9 protein-coding genes and 1 tRNA gene are annotated in these 17,150 nt (G+C 67.3%); 3 read left to right on the forward strand and 7 right to left on the reverse strand.

Annotation, left to right across the window (positions count from 1 at the left end; translation table 11 throughout):
• Nucleotides 1–110: 110 nt before the first annotated feature.
• Nucleotides 111–1,454 (reverse strand): type II toxin-antitoxin system HipA family toxin, encoded by a 1,344-nt coding sequence (locus tag RAB71_RS18300; protein ID WP_029561796.1) that lies wholly within the window; start codon nucleotides 1,452–1,454, stop codon nucleotides 111–113.
• Between the two features lies 1 nt (nucleotide 1,455).
• On the reverse strand, nucleotides 1,456–1,713 hold the full coding sequence (locus tag RAB71_RS18305) for a helix-turn-helix domain-containing protein (protein ID WP_010340719.1): 258 nt from the start codon (nucleotides 1,711–1,713) through the stop codon (nucleotides 1,456–1,458).
• Nucleotides 1,714–2,434: 721 nt separating this feature from the next.
• On the opposite strand from RAB71_RS18305, the gene RAB71_RS18310 reads away from it, so the two are divergent.
• The 3 genes from RAB71_RS18310 to RAB71_RS18320 are packed head-to-tail and all read left to right on the forward strand — an operon-like array spanning nucleotide 2,435 to nucleotide 5,040.
• The gene (locus RAB71_RS18310) at nucleotides 2,435–2,704 is read left to right on the forward strand and encodes a type II toxin-antitoxin system HigB family toxin (RefSeq protein ID WP_010340717.1); all 270 of its coding nucleotides are present in this window, start codon (nucleotides 2,435–2,437) and stop codon (nucleotides 2,702–2,704) included.
• Entirely contained in the window at nucleotides 2,694–3,908 is a 1,215-nt protein-coding gene (locus RAB71_RS18315) for an ImmA/IrrE family metallo-endopeptidase (protein WP_010340716.1), read from the forward strand. Before RAB71_RS18310 ends, RAB71_RS18315 begins: the two co-directional genes overlap by 11 nt.
• A gap of 1 nt (nucleotide 3,909) precedes the next feature.
• Nucleotides 3,910–5,040, forward strand: a complete 1,131-nt coding sequence (locus RAB71_RS18320) for a beta family protein (protein ID WP_010340714.1) — start codon at nucleotides 3,910–3,912, stop codon at nucleotides 5,038–5,040.
• A gap of 29 nt (nucleotides 5,041–5,069) precedes the next feature.
• Here the strand turns inward: RAB71_RS18320 and RAB71_RS18325 are convergent.
• The 5 genes from RAB71_RS18325 to RAB71_RS18345 all read right to left on the reverse strand — a co-directional run bounded on the left by RAB71_RS18325 (nucleotide 5,070) and on the right by RAB71_RS18345 (nucleotide 17,112).
• Nucleotides 5,070–5,145 (reverse strand) — tRNA-Ile (locus tag RAB71_RS18325).
• Nucleotides 5,146–5,510: 365 nt separating this feature from the next.
• Entirely contained in the window at nucleotides 5,511–7,694 is a 2,184-nt protein-coding gene (gene glgB / locus RAB71_RS18330) for a 1,4-alpha-glucan branching protein GlgB (RefSeq protein WP_010340713.1), read from the reverse strand.
• Complete coding sequence (gene treS / locus RAB71_RS18335) at nucleotides 7,691–11,044, reverse strand: maltose alpha-D-glucosyltransferase (RefSeq protein WP_010340712.1); 3,354 nt, start codon at nucleotides 11,042–11,044, stop codon at nucleotides 7,691–7,693. Before treS ends, glgB begins: the two co-directional genes overlap by 4 nt.
• Entirely contained in the window at nucleotides 11,041–14,142 is a 3,102-nt protein-coding gene (locus RAB71_RS18340) for a maltotransferase domain-containing protein (protein WP_234006671.1), read from the reverse strand. Before RAB71_RS18340 ends, treS begins: the two co-directional genes overlap by 4 nt.
• A 618-nt stretch (nucleotides 14,143–14,760) precedes the next feature.
• Nucleotides 14,761–17,112 carry a GH92 family glycosyl hydrolase gene (locus tag RAB71_RS18345; protein WP_010340710.1) on the reverse strand — a complete coding sequence of 784 codons (2,352 nt, stop codon included), beginning with the start codon at nucleotides 17,110–17,112 and terminating at the stop codon, nucleotides 14,761–14,763.
• Nucleotides 17,113–17,150 lie beyond the last annotated feature (38 nt).

The following is a 17,150-nucleotide window of genomic DNA, read 5'->3' on the forward strand; positions in this document are numbered from 1 at the left end:
GCCCTGAAACTTGCCGATAGTCGGGCAAACAGTGCATTCAAGCCGACGCCGCTTCGCGGCGCGGCTTCCCCCCTGCGCCACACTGCTGCGCGGATCGCGATGGCCCCGCGTTAGCTAGCGGGCATCCCTTCAAGCACGAGCGCCGCCTGTTCGAGCCCACCCAGGATCGCATCCACAACGCGTGGCGAAATGTCCTGCGGCAGGTCCGCCCGCACCTCGGCGATAGCGGCCGGCGTGCGCGCCAGGATCTCCTCGATAAGCAGCTCGGCCGTCGACGCATAGCCGACCCGCTGCGCCGTACTGCTGAAGTGTCGGCGCTGGATGCTGTGCATCGCGTAATGCTTGTTCTTGCCGAGCAAGGCCATGGCCAATGTGATGTCGTAGGGCGACCATTGATGGGGGCCGTCGCCCAATACCGGATAGGCCGACATCACGTCATACAGCCGAGTCAACCGGAAGCGGCCACGCGGCAGCAGCTGGAGACTGAAATTCTTGGCATGACCATCGGGCGCGCGCAGCAACCAGAACAGCACCTGCGCCGCCAGCACCGTCTTCATGTCGGCCTCGGCATCGACCGACTGGCGCAGCGTGCCGAACAAGGCCTTGAGCCCTGGACCGCCTTCGTTCTCGTACTTGCGCAGCGGCGAGCAGCCTTCGACCTGGCAGAAGTCTTCCTGCGGCAGGCGCATGAGCCACTGCCCGTTGGGCGCCAGGCGCCGGTCGAAGCGTTCCACCACCAGCACCCGCTGCTGGCCGAAGCGGGCGATGCGCGCATCGGCCACGTTCAAGCCATACGCCTTCAACAGCCGCAGGCACAGCCATTCGTTGTCGACGGAGCTGCTGAAATCCGCCCGCCGCCCGCCCACCAGGCCCATCGGCAGCTTGAAGATGTGGCTGGTCGGCGTGGCGCCGCGCGGCGCGTACCACTGCCCCTCCCACCACAGGAAGGCCGTCTTCTCCTGCGCACCAGCCAAGGAAATGCGGAAGTCCGCATCCGCGTCGCGGTGTGAGGCGAAGGCATGCGGCGAGACGGTTTCGATCAGGTGCCGTTCGATGTCCTCTTCGGACAGCGGGACGCCGTCAATACGTTCGACATCCTGCGGCACCTCGTCCTCGCCCAGGACCTGCACCGCCCCCACGCAGTCGCGCCCGATCGCGCTCAGCAGATCGAACGGATCGGTGGATGGCACCATGAAGCGCTGCGCCACGCGCCGGCGGATCGCATCGCTGTCCGGCAGCAGGTTGTCGAAGTAGTTGAAGACCTTCTCGCCCTTGAGCGGTTGGTTCTGCAGGTTGAACGGAAGCGACAGCGACAGCGGCCGGCCGATGTCGGCGCCAACCCAGTCCGCGTCGTAGTGCAGTTCCATCTCCCCGCGCGCAGGCAGCGTCCAGCGCGCCACGCGCACACCATTGGTCCAGATAGAGAGGCTGCGGCTGTGCGATCGACGCCCCATCTCACCACTCCGCTTGCGCGCTGGCGGCGACGGGATCGCCGCGGGTGCCGATGGTCAGCTCCAACCCCAGTGCCGCGCACCAGGCCAAGAGTTGTTCGACGCTCAACGCGTGGGCGTTCAGTTCCAGATGGGACACCCGCGACTGGCTCAGGCCAAGCCGGCCGGCCAGTGCAGCCTGGGTCAGTCCCTGGGCCTTGCGTGCGGCCTGCAGCGTCGCGCCAAGCTGCGTCGCGGTGACCAGAACGTGGCGTGTCGGCATTGGGGTGGTACCCGTCATTCAGCTAAAAGCAAAATACCTGAAAAACAAATAGAGTTCAAATAGCTGATATTTGGGTAAGCCAGCCCGATGTGTGCGCGACCCTCCTGCGCTGACGCCCAATGCCGAAGGTCGAGCACATGCATCACGATAGGGATGCGGCGCAGTGGGCGCGGAGGCGGGCTGAGCTGGCGAACGCGCCAGGCGCGGTGGCACGACCCGCCTGCCAATGGTGGAATTTGCTGGAAGCCTATAGGCGATGTCCTCGGCCTACCGCATCGGCAACGAAGCCTGGGCGCCTCGCCCTCCTTGGCACAATCACCGCACTTTCTGCGGTGATTGTGGCGGCCAATCGCCGCACAACGTCCGCATTGCCCACCCGGGCGGCCGATGCCCCACACCAAGCGGCTACGGTGCAACCTCGCACCTGCGTCGCTTCTTCGCTGCAGGCGGCAACACCGCCGCGGCCGTGATCAGCAGGGCGCCATTGGCCATATTGATCCGCACCTTGCCACCCATCGCGAAGCAGATGCCTTCCAGCCATAGGCCATACAAGCCCAGGTTTGGCACCTTGCCGCCCGCCCCGCATGCTTTCTGTGCAGATTAAGTCACCCCGCCCCCCGATGCCTGGAAAGGGCGGCCCAAGTCGTAATTTCCCATAACGGGAACACTTGACCCCCACCATGGCTGCAGATAATATGTTCCCAAATTGAGAACATTTCATATGAAGCTTATTGGCCGCGACAAGCTGAAACGGGAGACCAAAGATGTCGATCGCTGGCTCCGCGGCTGGTGCTCGGAGGTAGCTCACGCGCACTGGCGGCGGCCAGAAGACCTCACCGAACAGTTTCCGAACGCGCGAATGAGGCCCGGCGGCGACTTCCTCTTCCCGATCGGAACAAGCGGTTATTGGCTGCGGCTCCAAGTCGCTTTCGCACAGGGCGTAGCCCTGATCCTCGAGATGAATAACAGCGACAATCTCTATGACTGCTAAGGTTATCCGCACCGAAGAGCAGTACCTCACCTACCTAAGGGAGGTACAGGAGCTCATGGCGCGCCAGCCCACAGCTGGTTCCACGGATGGCGACCGGCTTGAACTCCTTACCGTTCTGATCGAGGCATACGAGAACAGCAAGTTTCCGATTGAAGCCCCCGACCCCGTCGACGCTATCCTCTTCCGGATGCAGGAAAAGGGTCTTAAACAAGCCGATCTCGTTCCATATTTTGGTACGCGCAGCCGTGTATCCGAGGTACTGGGTCGGAAGCGTCCACTTACGGTCCAGATGATCCGGGCGCTTTCCATTGGGCTCGGCATCTCGGCTGAGACGCTGATTGGCCTGTCGGTTCCGGAAGATCACGCTACATCGGGCAAGGCGGACATAGATTGGTCAAAGTTTCCCTTTAAGGAAATGGCACGTCGCGGGTGGCTGTCAGACCTATCCGCGAAAGCGAAGACCGGCATCGAAGAGATGGTGAAGGGGTTCATCGAGGACGCTGGGCTCCAGTTCGGGGCAGCCGCATTCCGCCGTAGCATCGTCGGTGAAGCGGCCTCCCCCACGACTAGGTATGCGCTCTACGCGTGGCTTGCTCGCGTAATCCAGCGAGCGCGCGCCCTGAAGCCGAGGTTAGGCCCCTTTGAGGCAGAGAAGCTGACCGCGAGCTTCCTGCGTGAGCTCGCCCAGCTGAGCTGGTCGGAGCGAGGGCCACTTCTGGCAGTGGAGTTCTTGGAACGTCACGGCATCGCCGTGGTAATCGAACCTCACCTCAAGGGGACTCAGCTCGACGGCGCTGCGCTGAGGGACGTGGACGGCACTCCCATCGTCGGGTTGACCCTGCGATATGACAGACTCGACAACTTCTGGTTCACACTGGTCCACGAGGTTGCGCACGTCTGGAAGCACGTTGGCAACGACGAGGCTTTCTTAGACGACTTGGATGCGTCGTCCGAAGACAGGCGAGAGGCAGAGGCGAACAGACTAGCGCGCGAGGCTTTCATTCCGAGGGTCATATGGCGCCGGAGCGAAGCGTATCTTTCCCCAAGCAGGGAGACGATCGAAAAGCTAGCAAGAGAGCTTCGGATACACCCAGCAATCGTCGCCGGCAGACTCCGAAAGGAATCCAGTAACTACACGGCATTCTCTGATTTGGTTGGTCAGCAGAAAGTGCGGTCTTTCTTTCCTTCTTCGAGTGAGGTGTGACATGGCTCCGACTTATCTCCCGATTCTGAAGTCTCTGACGAGCGAGTACGAAGCATCAAAGCATCTCAACGCAGCACACGCTGCGGTCATCCACCCACTCTTCGACGTTCCCGTCATCAGTGAGAACCGGCAGAAGGCTAAGAAGTACCAGAACAGCTTCACGCCGGAGGCGGACTACCTGGACGAGGTCGCTGAGAGCATTGCCAAATATTGGAAGGGCGACTTGGTGCTTGCCGATGCCTTCAACTGGGCGCCTGACGCCACGGTAGAAACCGGCGAGCATGCGCTTTCCTACCTCTATGCAAGCCTCAAGGGGCAGGGCGTAACGGTGGCACCGGTGGTGGGATACGACCGTTGGGACGACCCGATCTATCAACTTGCGATGCGCGGCCTTGATTTGTCGGGCGCTCCCTACGTCTGTCTCCGGCTCGAGGCCAGTGCGGTCGAGGATGCTGCAGAGCCGGACATCTTCCACGAGCGCATGCAGGAGATGCTGGAGGACATGCAGCTGAGTCCGGCGGAGTGCGCCGTACTGCTTGACCTTGGCGACTTGACGAGTAAGCCGCTAATCGAAATCACCAGCGATGCAGCGCGCGTGCTGGAATTGCTCAGCGAGTATGGATTCCGGTACATCGCCACCGCAGGATCGTCGATGCCCAAGTCTGTCGACTTGGCGGTCAAAAAGAAGGACAGCACTGCGAAGGTAATCCGCAAGGAGATGCTGCTGTGGCAGGCGCTCCGCACTGAATTCAGCGGTGCTCCCTTGGTGTTCGGGGACTATGGTGTACGCGGTCCCGGCTCGAATGATGCCATTCGCAATCCTAACGCCAACGCAAAGATCCGATACACGTGCGACAAGGCGTTCCTTGTCTCGCGCGGCCACTCGGTTGCGGGAGGTTGGGCATTGCAGATGCAGGCCGTTGCGGCTGAAATCGCCAACGCACAAGAGTTTCTGCCCGGCTTTAGCTGGGGCGACCAGGCCATCGCCGATTGCAGCAACGGCTTGCCTGTGAAGAATGGTCACGGAAAGTGGATCGCGTACGATACCAGCCATCACTTGGCGTTTGTCGTCGAAGAGGTGCGGGAGTTCGAGCGTGTATTGGCCTCGGCCACCACCGACACTACAGCCTAATACAGGCTTACCTGATCCTTCATGCACGATGGTGGGCCCACCAGGATTCGAACCTGGAACCAAAGGATTATGAGTCCTCTGCTCTAACCGTTGAGCTATAGGCCCGGACGCGTCCGGAGCGGGCGGGCGATGCGTTGCCGCCGGCTTGGCGCCTCTGGCGTGCGTGCAGAGGAAGGCGCCGAGGCGGGCGTGAGTTTACCGGTCGGGGTGGTGGGCTGTCTGCCCGGGGCGGTAGACGGGGCCGAGAATTGCTCTCGGCCTGTGGCCTCAGCGAACTGAGCGCCAAGGACTGCACGTGATCGGTGCGCATCCTTGGCATCTCGGGTGCTTGCGGCTCGGGGCTGACAGTCAATCGGGAAAGCGTCGGGACTGAAGTCCCTCCCACAACAGCCGGCTTCTCTCCGAACAGCCGGCTCTTCCCGCCCTCTAGCCGTGCTCCCTCTAGCCGCGGCCCCTTCTGGTCTCTCGCCCTACTCCTCCACACCCAGCACCAACACCGCCAACGGCGGGATGGTCAGCGACAGCGACGCCGGATGCCCATGCGCCCCGACGTTCTCGGCACGCACGCTACCGCCGTTGCCCGTGTTGCTGCCGCCGTAGATCTCGCTGTCGGAGTTGAGCAGTTCGCGCCAGCGGCCGCCACGGGGCACGCCGATGCGGTAGCCGTGGTGCACCTGCGGGGTGAGGTTGGCCACCACCAGCAGCGGCGTGTCGCCGCTGCGGGCCTTGCGCAGGTAGGCGAACAGGCTGTTGCCGGCGTCGTCGCCGATGACCCAGGCGAAGCCTTCGGGTTCGTCGTCGCGGGCGTGCAGTGCGGGGTGTTCGGCGTAGAGGCGGTTGAGGTCGCGAACCAGGCGCTGGATGCCCCGGTGGTTGGGTTGGTCGAGAAGGTGCCAGGGCAGCGCGGCATCGTGGTTCCACTCGGTGGGCTGGGCGATCTCGCAGCCCATGAACAGCAGTTTGCGCCCGGGGTGGGTGTACATGTAGCCGAGGTAGGCGCGCAGGTTGGCGAAGCGCTGCCAGTCGTCGCCGGGCATGCGGCCAAGCAGGGACCGCTTGCCGTGCACCACTTCGTCGTGGGAGATGGGCAGCATGAAACGCTCGGAATACGCGTAGACCATGCTGAAGGTCATCTCGCCGTGGTGGTAGCGGCGGTAGATCGGGTCCAGTTCGATGTAGTGCAGGCTGTCGTGCATCCAGCCCATGTTCCACTTGTAGTTAAAACCCAGTCCACCGTGGGCGAGGTCGGCGGTGACGCCGGGCCAGGCGGTGGATTCTTCGGCGATGGTCATGGCGCCGGGCGCCTGCTCGGCCACCACCTGGTTGAGCCGGCGCAGGAAGGCGATGCTCTCGTAGTTCTCGCGGCCGCCGTGGATGTTGGGCACCCACTCGCCGGCGTTGCGGCTGTAGTCGCGGTAGAGCATGGAGGCGACCGCGTCCACGCGCAGGCCGTCGACGTGGTAGCGCTGCAGGAACTCCAGCGCGCTGGCGATCAGGAAGCCGGAAACTTCGCGACGGCCGTGGTTGTAAATGAGCGTGTTCCAGTCGCGGTGGAAGCCTTCGCGCGGGTCGGCGTGTTCGTACAGGGCAGTGCCGTCGAAATGGGCCAGGCCGTGCGCGTCGGTGGGGAAATGTGCCGGCACCCAGTCGACGATGACGCCGATGTCCTCGCGGTGGCAGCGATCGACGAAGCGGGCGAAGCCTTCCGGACTGCCGAAGCGCGCGGTCGGCGCGAACAGGCCCAGCGGCTGGTAGCCCCAGGAGCCGCCGAACGGATGCTCGGTGACCGGCAGCAGTTCGATGTGGGTGAAGCCCATGTCGGCCACATAGGGAATCAGCCGCTCGGCCAGTGCGTCCCAGTCGAGCATGCTGCCGTTGGCGGCGTGCATCCACGAGCCGGCGTGCACTTCGTACACGCTGATCGGCGCCTGCGGGGCGTGGCGGCGCGCGCGCGTGGCCATCCAGGCGTCGTCGCGCCACTGGAACGGCGTGGGGTCGGCGACGATGGAGGCGGTGCCGGGCGCCAGTTCGGCCTGGCGCGCGACCGGGTCGGCCTTGGCCGGTAGTTCTTCGCCGCGCGGGCCGCGCAGGGCGAACTTGTAGCGCGCGCCGGGGCCGACACCCGGCACGAACAGTTCCCACACGCCGGCCTGGTGACGCAGGCGCATCGGGTGGCGGCGCGCGTCCCAGCTGTTGAAGTCGCCGATCACCGCCACGCGCGAGGCGTTGGGCGCCCACACCGCGAAGCGGGTGCCGCGTTCGCCGTCGACCTCGACCACGTTCGCGCCCAGCGCGTCGGCCAGGTGCAGGTGATGGCCTTCGGCAATCAGGTGCAGGTCGAAGTCGCTGAGCTGCGGGCCGAACGCGTAGGCGTCGGCGGTGTCCTGCTCGCCGCCGGGCCAGCGGATGCGCAGGCGGTAGCGCCCCTCGCCCGGCAGTTCGGCGTGGAAGAAGCCTTCCGGCCCCTGCTGCAGCGGCACTTCGCTGCCGTCCTCCAGCACCGCCAGCACCGCATCGGCGCCCGGCTGGTAGCTGCGCAGCACCCGCGCCTCGCCGAGGCGATGCGCGCCCAGCACGGCGAACGGGTCGCCGTGGCGGGCGGTGGCGAAGGCGCGTTGCGTCGCGTCGTCCCAGACGTGGACGGCATCACTCATCGAATCGACTCCTGGGGCGCGGGAAAGCGGTCGAGTATGCGCAACAGTCCCTGTATGGGCACCATGATCCATGCCGGGCGGTTGGCGGCCTCGTAGCGAATTTCGTAGCAGGCCTTCTCGATCAGGAACAGCAAGGTGGTGGCCTCGAACGCGGCCGGCGCCACCCACGGATGCGGGCTGGCATCGAGCACGGCGCGGTAGGCGGCCAGGAACGCGGCGCTGGCGCGGCTGCGGAACGCGGCCAGGTACGCCTCCTGCGCGGTGTCCAGGCCGGCGCCGACACGTGCGGCGGTGCCTTCCTCGCCGCGTGCGGACACTTCGCTGGCGTAGTCCAGCGAGCGCAGGAAGCCGGCCACGTCGTGCAGCGGGCTGGCCTTGGCGCGGCGTTCGTCCAGCGACTTGGCCGGCTCGCCTTCGAAGTCGATCAGCACCACGTCGTCGAACGCGACCAGGATCTGGCCGAGGTGGAAATCGCCATGCACGCGGGTCAGCAGCGCACCGGACAACAGCGACGGCGCCTGCTGCAGCCAGGCATCCAAACGCGCACGCTCGGCCAGCAGGCTGTCCACCGCGGCGTGTTCGGCCGGGTCGTCGTTGGCGTCGCGGTGCGCCAGCAACGTGTCCCACATGGCCTGCACTTCGTGCACCACGCCGTCCACCACCTGCTGCGCGGCGTCCGCGTCCACCGGCTGCGGCGCGAAGGCGGGCGCGTCGGTGGGTTGCGCCAGCACCGCGTGCAGCTCGGCCAGGCGCCGGCCGACCAGCGCGGCGAAGGCGTCGTAGCCGGCCACGCTCTCCAGCCGCGCGGAATCGTCCTGGGCGGCGTCGTATTCCTCGGCGCCGCGTGCGAGATGATCCAGGGTCCAGCGCCAGGCGTCGCCCTGGTTGCGCACGAAGCCCTGCAGCAGCGCCAGCGTGGTCTCGCTGCCGTCGGCCTCGACGCGGGCGACATGGCCCAGCAGCGGCGCGGCGTTGGCATAGCCCAGCGCAGTGAGGCGCTCGCCGATTTCGATCTCCGGATTGATGCCGGCCGACACGCGCCGCAGCAGCTTGAACACCGCCGCGTCGCCGACGATCAGCGAACTGTTGCTCTGCTCCGCCGACAGCCAGCGGATTTCCGGATCGGCGGGGATGTCCACGCGCTGCAGTGCCGGTGTCGGGCAGAAGCGGATGCGCTCCGCCGTCGCCTCGGTGCCGGCCTCGCCATCCACGCGCAGTTCCGCCTTGTCGCGCAGCGCGGCGAGCATGCTCAGGGTGAAAGGCTTCAGCGCGAACGCATCGGTCAGGTAGCCGACCTCGCGGCCATGACGCACGCGTGCCAGCGCCAACTGTTCGGCCAGTACGCTGGGCTGCTCGCGCTCCCAGACGATGCCCAGCGGCAGGATGTAGCGCTCGTGCGCGCCGTCGTCCAGCTCCGCCTCGATCTCCAGCAGGGTCAGGCCGTCGCCGCCGGACAGCGGCGTGCGCCGGGCGATGCGCACGCTGCGCAGCGCGCGGTCCTTGGCCGCGAACCAGCGCCGCGTGGATAGCCAGGCCGGCAGGATGTCGCGCTCCAGCGTCGGCAGATGCGCCTGCAGGCCGGCGCTGTCGGTTCCGTTGCGCAGCACCAGGGTCTGGTAGTCCGGCAGCGGCACCGGCGCCGGCACGTGCCAATCCGGCAGCGTGGCGTTGCCGACCAGTTGGAAGGCGTAGAACCCGAATGCCGGCACGGTGAGCAGATAGGTCAGGCGCCCGATCGGCGGGAAGCTGCCGCCGCCGAGGATGTCCACCGGCACCCGGCCCTCGAACTCGGACAGGTCCAGTTCCACCGCCTGCAGCGTGTGCGAGAGGTTGGCCACGCACAGCACGGTCTCGTCCTCGTGGCAGCGCAGGTAGGCGAGCAGGCGGCGGTTGCCCGGATACAGGAAGCGCAGCGCGCCGCGGCCGAAGGCGCGGTAGCGCTTGCGCACCGACAGCACGCGGCGGGTCCAGGTCAGCAGCGAGTACTGGTCGCGCTGCTGTGCTTCCACGTTGACCGCCTGGAAGCCGTACAGCGGGTCCATGATCGGCGGCAGCACCAGCGCCGCGGGATCGGCGCGCGAGAAGCCGCCGTTGCGGTCGATCGACCATTGCATCGGCGTGCGCACGCCGTCGCGGTCGCCGAGATGGATGTTGTCGCCCATGCCGATCTCGTCGCCGTAGTACAGCACCGGCGTGCCGGGCATGGTCAGCAGCAGCGAGGTCATCAGTTCGATGCGGCGGCGGTCGCGCTCCAGCAGCGGCGCCAGGCGCCGGCGGATGCCGAGATTGATGCGCGCGCGGCGGTCGGCGGCGTAGGTCTGCCACAGGTAGTCGCGCTCGGAGTCGGTGACCATCTCCAGGGTCAGCTCGTCGTGGTTGCGCAGGAAGATCGCCCACTGGCAGCTCTCCGGGATCTCCGGGGTCTGGCGCATGATGTCGGTGATCGGGAAGCGGTCCTCGCGCGCGATCGCCATGTACATGCGCGGCATCAGCGGGAAGTGGAACGCCATGTGGCATTCGTCGGCGTTCTCGCCGAAGTACTGCTGGGTGTCTTCCGGCCACATGTTGGCCTCGGCCAGCAGCATGCGGTCGGGGTATTCGGCATCGAGCGTGGCGCGGATGCGGCGCAGGATGGCGTGGGTCTCGGGCAGGTTCTCGTTGGAGGTGCCCTCGCGTTCGATCAGGTAAGGCACCGCGTCCAGGCGCAGGCCGTCCACGCCCAGGTCCAGCCAGAAACGCATCACTTCCAGCACCGCTTCCAGCACGGCCGGGTTGTCGAAGTTCAGGTCCGGCTGGTGCGAGTAGAAGCGGTGCCAGAAGTACTGGCCGGCTTCCGGGTCCCAGGTCCAGTTGGACTTCTCGGTGTCGCAGAAGATGATGCGGGTGCCGGCGTAGTCCTGGTCGCTGTCAGACCACACGTAGAACGCGCGCTCCGGCGAGCCGGCCGGGGCCATGCGCGCACGCTGGAACCAGGGATGCTGGTCGGAGGTGTGGTTGATCACCAGCTCGGTGACGATGCGGATGCCGCGCGCGTGCGCCTGCTCCACGAAGCGCTGGAAGTCGGCGATGCTGCCGTAGTCCGGATGCACCGCCATGTACTCGGCGATGTCGTAGCCGTCGTCGCGGCGCGGGCTGGGGTAGAACGGCAGCAGCCAGATCGTGTCCACGCCCAGGTCGGCGATGTAGTCGAGCTTGGAGATCAGCCCGGGAAAGTCGCCGATGCCGTCGTCGTTGGAGTCGAAGAACGACTTGACGTGCACTTGGTAGATGATCGCGTCCTTGTACCAGCGCGCATCGCCGGCCGGTGCGCGCGGCTCGAGTTGGGGGGACGACGGCGCGGCGACATTCATGCAGGAACTCCGGCGCGGATGCGCCACAGGGAGAACGGCCGCGACGGATCGAGGCGGATGTGTTGGGTCTTGCCGTACCAGGTGAAGTCGTGGCCGTCCCACAGGTCGCGCACGGCGACGCTGGCGTGGTCGGGCAGGCCCAGTTCCCACAGCGGCACTTCGATCTGCGCGTTCTGCGCCGCATGCGGATCCAGGCTCACCGCCACCAGCACCAGGCTGCGCCCGCGCGCCAAGTGCGCTTCATCGAGGAACTTACCGAAGTACAGCACCTGCTCGTTGTGCGCGACGTAGAAGCGCGTGCCCAGGTGCGACTGCAGTTCCGGATGCTGGCGGCGCAGCAGGTTGAGGCGGGTGATCTCCTCCACGATGTCGCCCGGTGCGCGCTCGGGCCACACGCGCAACTGGTATTTCTCCGAGTCGAGGTATTCCTCCTTGCCCGGCAGCGGCGTGGCCTCGCACAGCTCGAAGCCCTGGTACATGCCCCACAGCCCGGACAGCGTGGTCGCCAGCGCGGCGCGGATCAGGTGCCCGCTGCGCCCGCTGTGCTGCAGGAACAGCGGATTGATGTCCGGCGTATTGACGAAGAAGTGCGGGCGGAAGCACTCGATGGGCGCGCCGCTGTTGAGTTCCTCGATGTAGGCCTGCAGTTCGGCCTTGTGCTGGCGCCAGGTGAAATAGGTGTAGGACTGCGAAAAGCCGACCTTGGCCAGCCGGTACATCGGCTTGGGCCGGGTGAAGGCCTCGGACAGGAACACCACTTGCGGATGGCGCCCGCGCACCTCGGCGATCAGCCATTCCCAGAACGGGAACGGCTTGGTGTGCGGGTTGTCGACGCGGAACAGGGTGACGCCTTCGTTGACCCAGAACAGCACCGCATCGCGCAGCGCGTTCCACAGCGCCGGCACCGCGCCACTGGCGTAGAAGTCGACGTTGACGATGTCCTGGTATTTCTTCGGCGGGTTCTCCGCGTACGGGATGGAACCGTCGGCGCGCCAGGTGAACCAGTCCGGGTGGTCGCGCAGCCACGGATGGTCCGGCGCGCACTGGATGGCGAAGTCCAGGGCCAGCTCCAGGCCGTGCTCGGCCGCGGCCGCGCGCAGGCGGCGAAAACCGTCGAGCCCGCCCAGCTCCGGATGCACCTCGGTATGCCCGCCTTCGGCCGAGCCGATCGCATACGGGCTGCCGGGTTCGCCCGGCTCGGCGGTCACCGCGTTGTTGCGGCCCTTGCGGTTCTTCTCGCCGATAGGATGGATCGGCGGCATGTACAGCACGTCGAAGCCCATCGCCTGGATGTGCGGCAGCCGCGCGATCACGTCGTCGAAGGTGCCGTGGCGCTGCGGATCGCCGCTCTGCGAGCGCGGGAACAGTTCGTACCAGCTGGCGAAGTGCGCGGCGCGGCGTTCGGCCTCGACCCGGAAGGTCATCGGATATTCGGTGCGGAACGGCTTGGCGTCGGCGCGCGCCATCGCGTCGGCGGTGTCGGGTTCGAGCAGCAACTGCGCCTTCTCGGCCAGGTCGTCGGTGCGGGCGATGCGGGTGGCGATGGCCTTCAGCCGCGTGGCCAGCGCGCCGCGGCTACGGCCACGTGCGGCCTCGACCTGGGCCAATGCTTCCTGCACGTCCACCGGCAGCAGGGTGCCGGCGGCACGCTTCTTTTCCAGGTCGGCGTGGGTGGTGGCGTACACATCGCGCCAGGCTTCGATGCGGAACTCGTAGCGGCCCAGGCGTTGCAGCGGGAACTCGCCGCGCCAGCGGTCGTTGCCGAGCGCGCGCATCGGCGTGCTGGACCAGGTGCGTGCATCGGCGGCGCGCCACAACAGCGCCACGGCAATGCGATCGTGGCCGTCGCAGAACGCATCGGCTTCCACGCACACGCGGTCGCCGACGGTGCGCTTGACCGGGAAGCGCCCGTCGTCCACCGACGGCGTCACCGCCTCGATGCACACCCGCGCCTCGCCGGCGGCGACCTCGGCCGGTGTGCGCGCGCGCGCGGCGGTCAGCACCGGGCGCGCCGGCAGGCTGCGGTAGATGCGCACCTCGCCCGCTTCCAGGGTACCGCCCTGCTCGCCCTGGATCGGCTCGCCATGGTCGCTGAGCAGGCCTTCGCTGTCGCCGAGCAGGCGCAGCAACGCCGGCCCCGGTACCGGCAGCAGGTGGTCGCGGTCGCTGTTCAGTAGCACCAGCCAGGGCGCGGCGTCCAGCGGTTCCACCGCCACCGCGGTGAGCGCGCCGTCGCGCAGCAGCGGACGCAGGCGCAGCGACGCGGTGGCGTCGGGCAGCGATGCGGCCGGCGCGGACGCATCGCTCTCGGAGGATCCGTGCTGCGCAGACGCTGGCTGCCCGTGTTCCGTCGGTGTGTCCTGCGCGGCGATCGCCCAGACCCCACCGAACGCGGCGGCCAGGCGCTGCCGCTGCGCGCGTGGCAAGGGCAGTGGCGTATCCGAGGCCGTCTCGGCGTCGACGGTGGCGACCACGCAACGCGCCAGCGCACGCAGGGCGCTGTCCTCATCGAAGAACCAGTCGCCGCGGCCGTCCCACCAGGCCAGCGAGGAGAACGCGGCATCGAAGCCGGCGCCGGCCAGTCCACGCAAGGCATCCAGGCCCAACCCGGGCGTCCAGGCCAGCAGCCGCGCCTGCGGCGCCTGTGCGTGGACCCCGTCGATCAGCGTGCGCCACAACGGCGCCGGAATGCGCTCGGGCTGCAGCACGCGGAAGCCGGCCACGCCGCTGCGCAGCCAGTCGACCAGGCGCGCACTCCACCACTGCGCCAGGCCCGCCCCTTCTTCCGCAGAGGCGAAGCGGCCCACCGCAATATCCGGCGCGGCACGTTCGGCGCGCGGATCCGGCAGCGCCGAGCTGCGCGCGCGGAACCAATGTGGGTGTTCCTGCAGCAGGCGGCTGCCGCCGCCGATCTCGTCGATGCGCAGGTCCAGCAGCACGCGCAGCCCATGCTGCTCGGCCCGCTGCAGCCAGTGGCGCAACTGTGTCTGGCCCACCGCGTCGTCGGCTGCGGGGTCGTGAAGACGGCCCTGCGCATCCTGTGCGAACGGATTGGGCAAGACAATGTGATCGCAGCCCTGTGCCTGCGCCGCCGCCATGGCCGCGTCCAGCACGGCCGCATCGTGAGGAGGAAAGGGGGACAGCAGGCAGACATGCATTCGGAAGATCCCGTTCGACGAATGAGAAGGACACGTCGCCTCTGCGCGCCGTTGCCGGCAGCGCCGATCGCGCCGTCGCATGGCAACGGCATCGGAATGGGACAGGCCTGCACGCGGTCGCGCTTGCAGTCATCGCGACGGTGCCGGCGCACCCGGTCCGCGCGATGCGATGCAGCCGCGCTACAAGACCACGAACGCCGCAAATGGAATGTGTGGATGACATTAAATACGCGTGCATGTGATGCGACGCGGGGTAGCGGGACGTAGTGGCGCACGCTGCGCGACGCCAAGCGCGACGCAACAGGCAGCAAACATTCACGCGGCGCTGACACGCGTGATTGGCGCGCGCGTGTCGTGTCTACAGCGAGCGTCGCAGACAACCGACTTCAGCCGCGCACCGATACGGTTTCAACCTTCGTGAACCTGAGCGCCACCAGCACGCCGGATACCGCTTGCCCCGTAGGAGCGGCTTCAGCCGCGACAGGCGTTACCGGTAACGCCGCATCGCGGCTGAAGCCGCTCCTACAGGACATAGACCCCAGGTATGAGAGGCGCCCTTCACTCGCTCATCGAATAGGCGCGCTCGGCCCCAGCCGCCGCCCACGCGGTGTCGGGCGTGGCCTGCAGGGTGAAGCGCAGTTCGCCGCCGGCCATGAGTTCCTCGTGGCGCAGGAACGCGCGGTTCAACGGACGCCCGTTGAGGGTGACGCCACCGACGTAGGGATGCGCATCGTCCAGACCATCGGCGATCACCGTGAAGCGCTTGCCGTTGGGCAGCGCGAGGGTGGCGCGCGGCAGGAACGGGCGGCCGAGGATGTACTGGTTGCTGGCCGGCGCCACCGGGTAGAAGCCTAGTGCGGTGAACACGTACCAGGCCGACATCTGTCCCATGTCGTCGTTGCCGGCCAGGCCGTCCGGGCGCGCGGCGTACTGGCTGCGCATGATCTGCTGCAGCCGCGCCTGGGTGCGCCAGGGCTGCCCGGCGTAGGCATACAGATAGGCGACGTGATGGCTGGGCTCGTTGCCGTGCGCATACCAGCCGATCAGCCCGGTGATGTCCTCCATGTGCGCGAACACCTTGGGATCGACCTTGGCGTCGAACACCTGGTCCAGCCGCGCCAGCAGCTTGTCGTCGCCGCCGTGCGCACGCGCCAGGCCGGCCACGTCCTGCGGCACGTACCAGGAGTACTGCCAGGCATTGCCTTCGGTGTAGTCGGTGCCGTAGCCGCTGGCGTCCGGATCGAACGGAGTGCGGAAGCTGCCGTCGCGCTTGCGCGCGCGCATGAAGCCGGTGTCCGGGTCGAAGGCGTTACGCCAGTTGCCGGCGCGCTTGGCGAAGGCGGCGGCGATCTCACTGCGGCCCATCTCCTTGGCCATGCGCGCGATGGTCCAGTCGTCGAAGGCGTATTCCAGGGTCTTGGAAGCGGCCTCGCCTTCCTCGTCGATCGGCACGTAGCCCAGTTCGCGGTATTGGGCGATGCCGTCGTAGGGGCCGTAGTTGGCGCTGGCCACCATGGCCTTGAGCGCGGCGTCGGTGTCGTAGCCGCGGATGCCCTTCATGTACGCGTCGGCGATCACCGGCACCGCGTGGTAGCCGATCATGCACCAGGTCTCCAGGCCGTGGAACGCCCACACCGGCAGCACACCGTAGGGGCTTTCGCGCTGGTGCGCGAGCAGCGAGTTGACGATGTCGTTGGTGCGTTGCGGCGGCTGCACGATGGTCAGCAGCGGATGCAGCGCGCGGTAGGTGTCCCACAGCGAGAACGTCGAATAGTGGGTGTAGCCCTGCGCCTGGTGCACGGCGTTGTCCGGCCCGCGATAGCGGCCGTCGCTGTCCATGAACATGGTCGGGCCGAGCAGGGTGTGGTACAGCGCGGTGTAGAACTGGGTGCGCTGCGCGGGCGGCGCATCCACCTCCACCGCGCCCAGCGCCTGCGCCCATTGCGCACGCGCCGCGCGGCGCACGCCGTCGAAATCCCAGCCCGGCACTTCGGCGTCGAGATTGGCGATGGCGCTGTCCTCGCTGACCGGCGAGATCGCCACCTTGACCAGCAGCGGCCCGCGCAGGGCGTCGCCGAAGTCGAACGATCCCACCAGTTGCCGGCCTTCGATCTGCGCGCGCTGGGTGGGGTCGTTGTCGCCCGGCGGCGGGAAGCCCTTGTAGGGGATGTCCTGCTCGGTGTTGTGGAAGGCATGGCCGCGCAGCGGCTGCGAGAAGCGCAGGGCGAAGTACAGCTGCCGCCCCGGCGCCCAGCCGCGGGTCTCGCGGAAGCCGGTGATGGTGCCGTCGGCGCGCAGGCGCAGCCGCGACCAGCTGATCTTGCCCGGGTAGTCGTACAGGCTGGTGCGCAGGTCCAGCAGCACGTGCGCCGGCTGGCCGGCCGGATAGGTGTAGCGGTGCACGCCGACGCGGGCGCTGGCGGTGAGTTCGGCGTGCACCTTGTAATCGTCCAGGGTCACCGCGTAGTAGCCCGGTTCGGCGCGCTCGTCGTCGTGGCGGAAGCGCGCGCTGTAGCCGCTGCCGGGGGTGTCCGGGTCGCCACGCTCCAGCCGCACCGCGCCGCTGATCGGCATCAACAGCACGTCGCCCAGGTCGGAATGGCCGGTGCCGGAGAAGTGCGTATGCGAGAAGCCGACCAGGCTGCGGTCGTCGTAGCGGTAGCCGGCCGCCCAGCCGTAGGCGTCCTTGCGCGGCTGGATGCGCGTGTCCGGGCTCAGCTGGACCATGCCGAACGGCACCGTGGCGCCGGGATAGGTGTGGCCCTCGCCGCCGGTGCCGATGAAGGGGTCCACCGCGGCCACCGCACGTTCGCCGGCGTCACCGCCCGCCGCTGCGACGGCGGATGCGATCGGCCACAGCGCGGCCAGCAGCAGCGCGGCAGCGCCGCCCAGCGTCCTCGAGCTGCGCATGGCAGGCTCCCCGTATCGAATCGATCCAAACGGATAGC

This window comes from Xanthomonas sacchari, assembly GCF_040529065.1.
Lineage (GTDB): Bacteria > Pseudomonadota > Gammaproteobacteria > Xanthomonadales > Xanthomonadaceae > Xanthomonas_A > Xanthomonas_A sacchari.

Bases quoted from the DNA above. Each gene is read 5' to 3' on its own strand.
- RAB71_RS18310 (WP_010340717.1), top strand. From the start codon at position 2,435: ATGAAGCTTATTGGCCGCGACAAGCTGAAACGGGAGACCAAAGATGTC.
- RAB71_RS18345 (WP_010340710.1), bottom strand. From the start codon at position 17,112: ATGCGCAGCTCGAGGACGCTGGGCGGCGCTGCCGCGCTGCTGCTGGCC.
- glgB (WP_010340713.1), bottom strand. From the start codon at position 7,694: ATGAGTGATGCCGTCCACGTCTGGGACGACGCGACGCAACGCGCCTTC.
- RAB71_RS18340 (WP_234006671.1), bottom strand. From the start codon at position 14,142: ATGGCGGCGGCGCAGGCACAGGGCTGCGATCACATTGTCTTGCCCAAT.
- RAB71_RS18300 (WP_029561796.1), bottom strand. From the start codon at position 1,454: ATGGGGCGTCGATCGCACAGCCGCAGCCTCTCTATCTGGACCAATGGT.
- RAB71_RS18315 (WP_010340716.1), top strand. From the start codon at position 2,694: ATGACTGCTAAGGTTATCCGCACCGAAGAGCAGTACCTCACCTACCTA.
- RAB71_RS18320 (WP_010340714.1), top strand. From the start codon at position 3,910: ATGGCTCCGACTTATCTCCCGATTCTGAAGTCTCTGACGAGCGAGTAC.
- treS (WP_010340712.1), bottom strand. From the start codon at position 11,044: ATGAATGTCGCCGCGCCGTCGTCCCCCCAACTCGAGCCGCGCGCACCG.
- RAB71_RS18305 (WP_010340719.1), bottom strand. From the start codon at position 1,713: ATGCCGACACGCCACGTTCTGGTCACCGCGACGCAGCTTGGCGCGACG.